This is a genomic window from Thermovirga sp., assembly GCF_017656375.1.
In the GTDB taxonomy this organism is placed as follows: Bacteria; Synergistota; Synergistia; order Synergistales; family Thermovirgaceae; genus Thermovirga.
The window spans coordinates 1-8,148 of the sequence record NZ_JACDOB010000043.1 but is presented as its reverse complement, the minus strand read 5'-3'; the positions used below and the strand labels follow the sequence as shown (position 1 = coordinate 8,148).

The 8,148-nt window shown below is 49.9% G+C and carries 10 protein-coding genes; all 10 read left to right on the top strand.

The genetic code is table 11. The features are described from left to right. The coding region (locus H0Z23_RS08185; RefSeq protein WP_296868956.1) for a PduL/EutD family phosphate acyltransferase at window positions 1-396 on the top strand (396 nt) is incomplete at its 5' end. A gap of 14 nt (window positions 397-410) precedes the next feature. Further along, window positions 411-1,292, top strand: a complete 882-nt coding sequence (gene eutJ / locus H0Z23_RS08180; RefSeq protein ID WP_296868955.1) for an ethanolamine utilization protein EutJ — start codon at window positions 411-413, stop codon at window positions 1,290-1,292. Further along, window positions 1,273-1,947, top strand: a complete 675-nt coding sequence (locus H0Z23_RS08175; protein ID WP_296868954.1) for a hypothetical protein — start codon at window positions 1,273-1,275, stop codon at window positions 1,945-1,947. The genes eutJ and H0Z23_RS08175 overlap by 20 nt, the downstream gene beginning before the upstream one ends. 2 nt (window positions 1,948-1,949) lie before the next feature. Then, window positions 1,950-2,252 (top strand): BMC domain-containing protein, encoded by a 303-nt coding sequence (locus H0Z23_RS08170; protein WP_296868953.1) that lies wholly within the window; start codon window positions 1,950-1,952, stop codon window positions 2,250-2,252. Then, window positions 2,249-2,536: a EutN/CcmL family microcompartment protein gene (locus H0Z23_RS08165; protein WP_296868952.1), complete on the top strand. Its 288-nt coding sequence runs from the start codon at window positions 2,249-2,251 to the stop codon at window positions 2,534-2,536. The genes H0Z23_RS08170 and H0Z23_RS08165 overlap by 4 nt, the downstream gene beginning before the upstream one ends. Before the next feature lie 14 nt (window positions 2,537-2,550). Then, window positions 2,551-3,573 (top strand): ATP:cob(I)alamin adenosyltransferase, encoded by a 1,023-nt coding sequence (locus H0Z23_RS08160; RefSeq protein ID WP_296868951.1) that lies wholly within the window; start codon window positions 2,551-2,553, stop codon window positions 3,571-3,573. Window positions 3,574-3,605: 32 nt separating this feature from the next. After that, window positions 3,606-5,015 (top strand): aldehyde dehydrogenase family protein, encoded by a 1,410-nt coding sequence (locus tag H0Z23_RS08155; protein WP_296868950.1) that lies wholly within the window; start codon window positions 3,606-3,608, stop codon window positions 5,013-5,015. Window positions 5,016-5,035: 20 nt separating this feature from the next. Beyond that, window positions 5,036-6,370, top strand: coding sequence for a 4Fe-4S dicluster domain-containing protein (locus tag H0Z23_RS08150; RefSeq protein ID WP_296868949.1), 1,335 nt, complete (start codon window positions 5,036-5,038; stop codon window positions 6,368-6,370). Between the two features lie 6 nt (window positions 6,371-6,376). Continuing rightward, window positions 6,377-6,925, top strand: coding sequence for a BMC domain-containing protein (locus H0Z23_RS08145; RefSeq protein ID WP_296868948.1), 549 nt, complete (start codon window positions 6,377-6,379; stop codon window positions 6,923-6,925). Between the two features lie 55 nt (window positions 6,926-6,980). Beyond that, window positions 6,981-8,096, top strand: coding sequence for a glycerol dehydrogenase (locus H0Z23_RS08140; RefSeq protein WP_296868947.1), 1,116 nt, complete (start codon window positions 6,981-6,983; stop codon window positions 8,094-8,096). Window positions 8,097-8,148: the final 52 nt, after the last annotated feature.

Sequence of the window (8,148 nt, the reverse complement as noted above, 5' to 3'; positions counted from 1 at the left end):
CCTATAAGGGAAAAGACCCAGTTTGAGCTTTCTGCTTCCGATGCCAGAAAGCTGCGAATAGACGTTCCTGTAGTAAAAAGCGGCTCTTCCCACAAGTTAGAAAGCCCCATATTGCTTATAGGCCCAAAAGGGAGCGTCTCCCTCACAGAGGGCGTTGGGATCGCGTGGAGGCATATACATTTGTCTCCCGAAGAGGCCTTGGCCTTAGGAGTGGAAAACGGCCAGGAAGTAGATGTGGAGGCCAAGGGAGACAGGGGCATCATATTTAGAAAGGTATGGGTGCGGGTAAGCGACAGGTTCGTAAGCGAGTTTCACGTGGATGTGGACGAAGCGAACGCTTGTGGGCTCAAGACTGGGGATTACGTTCAGATAGTCCGCATACCAGAAAGCTTGTAAATGGGGGATAAGCCTTGTTCAGACTGGATGCATGTGCTGAGGCGTTAAAAAGCAATAAGGCCATTGCTTCATGGAAGAGGCTGTACCTGGGGATTGACCTGGGGACTACAAACATCGTAGTTGTGGCCTTGAACGAAAGGGGCGAGCCGGTTTCTGCATCAATGACATCGTCGACAGAAATAATACGGGACGGTGTAGTGGTGGATTACTGGAGGGCCATAAAGGAGACGGAGAAGAATATAGAGGTTATTTGTTCGAAGCTAGGGATTTCTCTGGATAGGCTTTTGGAGAATTCCGTTGGTGCTTCGGCATATCCTCCTGGCATATCTCCCAGGACGGCCCAGGTCTGTGCCAACGTGGTGGAGGCTTTGGGGGTGCCGTGCAAGGGCCTATATGAGGAACCGGTTGCTGCCGCCAGAGCGCTGAACATGGAAGAAGGCGTGATAGTGGACATAGGTGGAGGTACGACGGGAATAGCGATCTTCAAAAGTGGCGAGGTCGCATACTCCGCCGACGAGCCTACAGGGGGAACACACATGACCTTGGTGATCTCTGGCAGGATGGGAATTTCCTTTGAGGAAGCCGAAGAGAAAAAGCGCGTTAAGGCCAATCACAAGTTCTTGAGACCCATATTGGTTCCCGTCGTGGAAAAGATGGCCACCATAGTGAAAGAGCACCTCTATAAGGCTTCCTGGGATTTTTCAGGAGAGCCAATATATCTGGTCGGTGGGGGAGCAGACATCGAAGGTGCTGAAGAAGTATTTTCGTCTATTGTCCAATATCCTGTGAGGCTTGCTGAGCATTGCCTTTTGGTTACCCCATTGGGCATAGCGTCCATGCTCTGGGAAGAACAGAGCGAAAAGATGGTGAAAGAAGATGCAGCGCACGTTAATTGATCGTCTTGCAGAAGAGGTCATATCGAGGCTCGCTAAACCGAGGGTGGCTTTCCTGTGGGGCAGTGGCCAGGCACCTAATAAGGCCTTGGAAGCTGAGGCTTTTAATGCCGTCCATTATCTGCCAGCGGAAAGCTGTTTTTCGCCTTTAAGCCATCTTAAGCCCTGTTACTTTTTGGACCGTTTAGGGGACATCAAGAAGGAAGTAAAGACGCTGGACCTTTTGGTGGCCTTGCAGGTGTCGCCTGCGGTGCTGCAGGAATTATGTTCGGCCTTTCCCATAAGCAACATCAGCCTTTTTATCTCTTGTTTTATAGACGCAGGAAAGACTGTGATCATGGATTTGAGCGTCATAAGGGAAAGGTACAAATGGGGCGGCTTAATGCAGAAGCTGCTTGAAGCAAGGCTTGGGGAGCTTAGAGGCTTGGGTGTGGTTTTTATTGATAAAAGGGCTCCTTCTGAAAGCCTTCGCGTGCCGCAAGGCGGGGGGAAAAGCCTGGTAATAAAAGATAAAGGGTGGCTTGCCTGGAGTGAAGTTAGTGGAATGCTTCCTTATGGGTGTAGGGCTTTAGTGCTCAAAGGCAACACGAAACTTAGCTTTGAGGCGTTGTCCAGGCTCAGGGAGCAAGGTGTTGCGATCACAAGAGAGGAAGGATAGATATGGCTATTTCTGCTCGGCTGGTAGTTAAGCCCACAGAGGCGCTTTTAGAGGTCTTAAAGAGCAGGTTGAGGCCTCATGTTGCTAAAGATTTTAACGAGGTGGGGGCTTTGCTGCTCATTCAGGGAGCGGTTGTGGATGTTCTGGCGGCCATAGATGTAGCGACCAAGGCCTCCAACGTCAAAGCTTCTGAAGTCGTAGGCAACTGCCCGCAGCAGCTTAACACCGTTGTCTTTTGGGGAAGTGTATCGGACGTGAAGCAGGCTCTTTCAGCCTTGAAGGAATGGGGAGATGTTAAGTCATGAAGATAGGGAAAGTCATAGGCCATGTGGTTTCCACGAAAAAGGACGAGAGGCTAGTGGGGTTCAAGCTTTTGGTGGTGCAGGTGCTTCATCCCACGAAGGAGGGCGAGTTGGGGGCAAGAGAGGACAAGTACCACGTAGCGGTGGATTTGGTGGGCGCTGGTGTAGGGGAGCTGGTTCTTCTGTGTTCTGGCAGCTCTGCCAGGTTTTCTGCTAGCGAGAAAAAGGGCACCCCGGTGGATGAGGCGATAGTAGGAATAATAGATACCGTGGATTTTAACCTGTAGAGGTGAATTTCAAGGTGCGGATATATACAAGGCAGGGAGATCAAGGAGAGACTCAGTTAGTTGATGGCAGCAAGGTTCCCAAAGATCATCCTGCAATAGTGCTGAACGGCCATATAGACAAGGCGGTTTCTGTTCTTGGCGCTGCCAGGAATACCGCCCCAGAGGTGCTGAAGGAAGATATAAAGGCCCTTCAGGAGATGCTCATGGGCTTAATGGCCTTTGTTGCAAGGGGTTCCAAGGAATATGAGCTTCCAGGCGTAAAAAGCTTGGAGTTGAAGATAGATTCTATTCAGGAAAAGTATCCCTTCGATTGTTATGCGAAGGTTTTAGATGTGTTCAATAAAGGCAAGTTTATAGTCCCTGGAGAAAGCTTATGTGAATCCATGCTCCATGTGGCAAGGACAGTGGTCAGGGAGGCAGAGCGCTATGCCCTTCAAGCAGCCAGAGAGCAAGTTCTGGACGGTAGGCTCGTGCCTGTGCTTAACAGGCTGTCAGATTACATTTGTACTCTTGCAATAGCGGCTGCATTTGAGGATTTTGTCTCTCGCATAACACAAATAGTTATGAGGGAATTGGAGGAATGTAAAAAATTAAACTTTGATAAAACTAGTGGGGGTGCAGGAACTATGTACAGCAAGAACATGAATTTGGATTTGGCTCTTAAATTTGTAGATGCTGCCGCGAAAAGGGCGTCGGAGATAGGGGTTCCTATGGTTATAGCTGTTGTAGATGAAAGCGGTGTTCTTACGGCCTTTTCCAGGATGGACGGGGCGCTGCTGGTAAGCTGTGACTTGGCCATTAAGAAGGCTCGCACGGCAGTTTCCCTTCGCATGCCTACCGACGAAGTTGCGGGGCTCATCCAGCCTGGCAAGCCTTTATATGGCCTTCAGTCGGATTCAACCCTTTGCTGTTTTGGCGGAGGGTTTCCCATCAAGAAGGATGGGAAGGTAATAGGTGCTATTGGGGTGAGTGGTGGCAGTGTGGAGGAAGATATGGACGTTGCCCGGTACGCCTTGTCTGTCTCTTCGGCGTTTTAACGGAGTTTTCCATATGAGTTTACAGGGGGTGTATGGCTTTGAGAGAGCAGGATATAAAACAGATTGTCGCCAAGGTTTTGGAGGAGCTGAAAGATCAGGTAGGCTCACTGGAAAAAGGCAGAACAAGCCAGGCTTCTTACTGTTATGGTGATGTGGATGATGCCGTAGAAATGGCCGTCAAGGCTCAGAAGATATGGCAGTGGGAATACAGCTTGGAAGATAAAAAGAAAATAGTAGATGGGCTTAAGAAGTTTTTGTTGGATTATGTTGAGGAGCTGGCGGTTTTGGCTGTCGAGGACACGGGTATGGGCAGGGTAGATGACAAGATAGCCAAAAACAGGCTTGCTGTGGAAAAGACTCCCGGCCCGGAATTTTTTACCACGAAGGCCACATCAGGGGACAATGGCCTGGTTTTAGAGGAGCTCTCTCCTTTTGGGGTTATAGCCTCTATCACTCCTTCCACTAACCCCACGGCTTCGGTGATAAATAACGCCATTTGCATGATCTCAGGAGGAAATGCCGTTGTTTTTGCTCCCCACCCCTCGGCTGTCAAGTGTTCTCTGAGAAGCTGCGAGCTGATTAATCAATACTTGACGTCCCAGGGCGTGCCCGCCGGGTTGGTGTCGAGCCTTTCCATAGCGACCTTGGAAAATGCCCGCAAGCTCATGACGCACAAGGACGTGAGGCTTGTTTCTGCCACCGGTGGGCCAGGTGTCGTAAAAGCCGCTTTGAGTTCTGGCAAGCCTGCCATTGGTGCGGGCCCAGGCAACCCGCCTGTGATTGTGGATGAGACAGCCCATTTGGAGAAGGCAGCAAAGGATGTCATAGCTGGCTGTTCCTTCGACAATAATTTGCCTTGCATAGCGGAGAAGGAGCTTATAGTGGTCAACTGTGTTGCAGACCAGCTTAAAAGGTACATGCTGGAGAACGGGGCCTTTGAGCTTAAGGGTGGCGATGTAGGAAAGCTGAAGAAGCTCGTCCTGACCGAGGACGGAAAGCCGAATAAGGATTATGTAGGCAAGGATGCGGTGCGCATATTGGCAGATATAGGCATAAAGGTTCCAGAGAGTGTTAGGGTAATTTTGGTTGAAGCAGAAGAACAAGATCTCCTTGTGCAGGAGGAGATGCTCATGCCCGTCTTACCGATGGTAAGAGTGTCAGACTTCGAGGATGGGCTTATGATGGCCCTGAGGGTGGAGCATGGCTTCAGGCATTCAGCAGCTATCCACAGCACCAACATAGACAACATGAGCAGGATGGCGAGGGCCATGGAGACTACTATTTTCACTAAAAACGCCCCTTCCTTTGCTTCCATAGGTTTCGGCGGCGACTGCCCTACGGCATTTACGATAGCGACCACTACAGGCCAGGGGCCCACTACGCCTCTTTCCTTCTGCAGGGTAAGGCGCTGCCTGCTGCATGGGGCATTTAGGATAGTTTAGCCCTGGTGGGGGAATAGGAAATGATTTCGAAGGATGAGCTTTTGAAGGCCGTGTTTGAAGCAGGGGTTGTGGGAGCTGGAGGAGCAGGCTTTCCCACCCATGTAAAGCTAAAGGCCGATGGCATAGATACCTATGTAATTAACGGTGTGGAGTGCGAGCCCCTTTTGTTTAAGGATAAGCACCTTATGAGAGAAGAAAGCCAATTTTTGGTGGATACTGCCAGGGAGGTTGCAGAGGCCATCGGCGCAAAAAGGGCAGTTTTCGTACTCAAGGAGAAGTATAAAAAAGAAATAGAAAGCCTTAGAAAGGCTGGGGGAGAGGTGATCCCCATAAGGGATTACTACCCTGCTGGCGACGAAGTCATCTTGATCAGGGAGGCTTTAGGCAGGCTCGTTCCAGAAGGAGGCCTTCCGCTGATGGTTGGCGTGGTAGTGAACAATGTAGAGACTTTGTACAACCTGGGAAGGGCAATGGACTCCAAAAGCGTGACCCACAAGTTTGTTACGGTCAGCGGCTATGTAAAAGAGCCTGGCGTTTGGCTTGTCCCTATAGGGGTTTATGCTTCTAGCCTTATACGTGCCTGTGGCGGCGTGACCATTGAGAACCCGTGGTATATAGATGGAGGTCCCATGACGGGGAAATACCGCAAGGACTTGGACTTTGTGGTTAGCAAGACTACTAGTGGCATAATTGTGGTTCCTGGCGATTCGGCCCTGGTCAAATACGAGACCATGCCGGTTGAAATTATGCTGAAGCAGGCCAAGTACGCTTGCATCCAGTGTAACCAGTGTACACTGGTGTGTTCCAGAAAGCTTGTTGGTTATGATCTTAAGCCTCACATGATAATGCGGGCCATGGCGTACAACAAGTTGGCGGATATATCTGTCCTCAAGAGCGCCTTCTTATGTTCCGAGTGCAACTTGTGCAGTGGCTTGCATGCCTGTCCTATGCAGCTTTCCCCAAGAAGGGTGAACCAGCAGCTTAAGGCCATATTGCGGCAGCAGGGAGTGAAGCCGGAATTCCAAAAGCGTGAAATGAAGCAGGACCCCATGAGGGATTACAGGCTCCTTCCTTCCAGCAGGCTCAAAAGGCGTATAGGCCTTGATAAGTTCCCGGAGGAGCTGCCTTTCAGGGGCCTTTTTAAGGATTTAGACGAAGTTTTTGTGCCTTTTTTGCAGCACATAGGCCGCCCGTGTGCCCCTGCGGTTAGTGAGGGGGATTTTGTGGCAGCAGGCCAGGTGTTGGGTTTTCCACCGGAGGGCGCGTTAGGGGCAGCTGTTCACTCTTCTATTGATGGAGTTGTCCTCAGTGTGGCTGCTGAAGGGGTAAAAATAAAGAAAGTTGATATGGAGTGATATTAGATGGAAAAAGCCTTGGCGACCATAGAAAGTATCAGCGTGGCGAGGGGATACCAAATTGCTGACAGTATGCTGAAATCGGCAAGTATTTCCCTTTATTATGCTTCCACTGCATGTCCAGGCAAGTTTTTGATCATAGTTGGAGGGCAGGTGAGCGCTGTAAAGACAGCCCTCAACAGGGCATTGGATGTGGGCAAGGAGATGATAGTGGATTATATGTTCTTGCCCAACATTCATCCCCAGGTCATTTCCGCTCTTACTTGTTCGACGGAGGTGAAGGATATACGGGATTTAGGGGTAGTTGAGGCCATGTCTGCCCCGTCTGTGCTGGAGGCAGCGGACGCAGCGGTTAAGGCCTCGAGGGTGAATCTAATAGAGATAAGAGTAGGTAGAGGTATGGGCTCTAAGAGCTTTTTCTCTGTGACTGGTGAGATATCGGACGTGAAAAATGCAGTAAAGGCTGCAGAGGGGGTGGTTTCTTCACGGGGGCTTTTGGTTGAGGCAGTGGTTATAAGCAGGCCGCACAAGGACCTGGTTGGCGTTTTGGGCTAGTTGGCTTTAGAGAAGTAGAGTAAGCCAAATAAATAAAAACACGGGAGGGGTTAGTATGGGAACCAAAGTAATGATATCACCTAGCAAGTATGTTCAGGGAGCCGGTGCATTGGCAGAGATAGGAGCACAGGCAAAGCATCTTGGGAAGAAAGCCTTTGTAATAGGCGGCAAGAGGGCTATGTCCACTTCCAAGGGGGTTGTTGAGGAGAGCTTCAAGAAAGAGAACATAGAGGCTGTTTTTGAGCATTTCAATGGGGAGTGCTGTGATCCTGAGATAAACAGGCTGAAGAAGATAGCAGAGGATAATAACACGGATTTTGTTGTTGCTGTTGGTGGAGGCAAAGCTATAGACACTGCCAAATCCATAGCTGCGATGATGGGAAAGCCTGTGGTTATAGTCCCCACCATAGCTGCTACCGATGCCCCATGCAGCGCATTATCGGTCATTTACACGGAAGACGGGGTATTTGACAGGTATTTTGTTTTGCCCAAAAACCCAGATCTAGTGTTGGTGGATACTTCCATTATAGCCAAGGCGCCTGTAAGGTTTTTGGTCTCCGGCATGGGGGATGCTCTGGCCACGTGGTTTGAGGCTGATTCATGCTTCAGGTCTTCTGCCAAGAACTTGCCGGGCGGGTATTCTACGGCCACTGCTTTGAGCCTTGCCAGGCTTTGCTATGACATTTTGATGGAGTATGGCAAGATGGCCAAACTTTCCGTGGAGAAGGGCGTTGTTTCCCCTGCGGTAGAAAAGGTAGTTGAGGCCAACACCCTGTTGAGCGGAATAGGTTTTGAAAGCTCTGGGCTTGCAGCTGCTCATGCTATTCATGATGGCTTCACTATTTTGGAGGAGACCCACAGCGTGTATCACGGAGAAAAAGTATCCTTTGGAACCCTTGTGCACATTGTCCTTGAGGACAGGTCTTGGGAGCAGATAGAAGAGGTCATGAATTTCTGTGTTGAAGTGGGCCTGCCTATAACGCTAAAGCAAATTGGTGTAGTGGAGCCCACAGCGGAAAAGATAATGAAGGTCGCAGAGAAGACCTGCGAGCCAGGAATGTTGATCCACAACATGCCTTTCGAGGTAACTCCTCAGATGCTCTTTGACGCCATTTTTGCAGCCGATGCCATAGGCAGCAATTATCTAAAGGAGAGAGGAATAGAGATTTAAACTTAAGAAAGAGAAATCACTTCAATAAGCACATAGGCCGCCATCGGGCAAA

Excerpts from the sequence above, each read along its gene's own strand:
- H0Z23_RS08175 (WP_296868954.1), top strand. The coding sequence starts at position 1,273 with ATGCAGCGCACGTTAATTGATCGTCTTGCAGAAGAGGTCATATCGAGG.
- H0Z23_RS08170 (WP_296868953.1), top strand. The coding sequence starts at position 1,950 with ATGGCTATTTCTGCTCGGCTGGTAGTTAAGCCCACAGAGGCGCTTTTA.
- H0Z23_RS08165 (WP_296868952.1), top strand. The coding sequence starts at position 2,249 with ATGAAGATAGGGAAAGTCATAGGCCATGTGGTTTCCACGAAAAAGGAC.
- H0Z23_RS08155 (WP_296868950.1), top strand. The coding sequence starts at position 3,606 with ATGGCTTTGAGAGAGCAGGATATAAAACAGATTGTCGCCAAGGTTTTG.
- H0Z23_RS08150 (WP_296868949.1), top strand. The coding sequence starts at position 5,036 with ATGATTTCGAAGGATGAGCTTTTGAAGGCCGTGTTTGAAGCAGGGGTT.
- H0Z23_RS08145 (WP_296868948.1), top strand. The coding sequence starts at position 6,377 with ATGGAAAAAGCCTTGGCGACCATAGAAAGTATCAGCGTGGCGAGGGGA.
- H0Z23_RS08140 (WP_296868947.1), top strand. The coding sequence starts at position 6,981 with ATGGGAACCAAAGTAATGATATCACCTAGCAAGTATGTTCAGGGAGCC.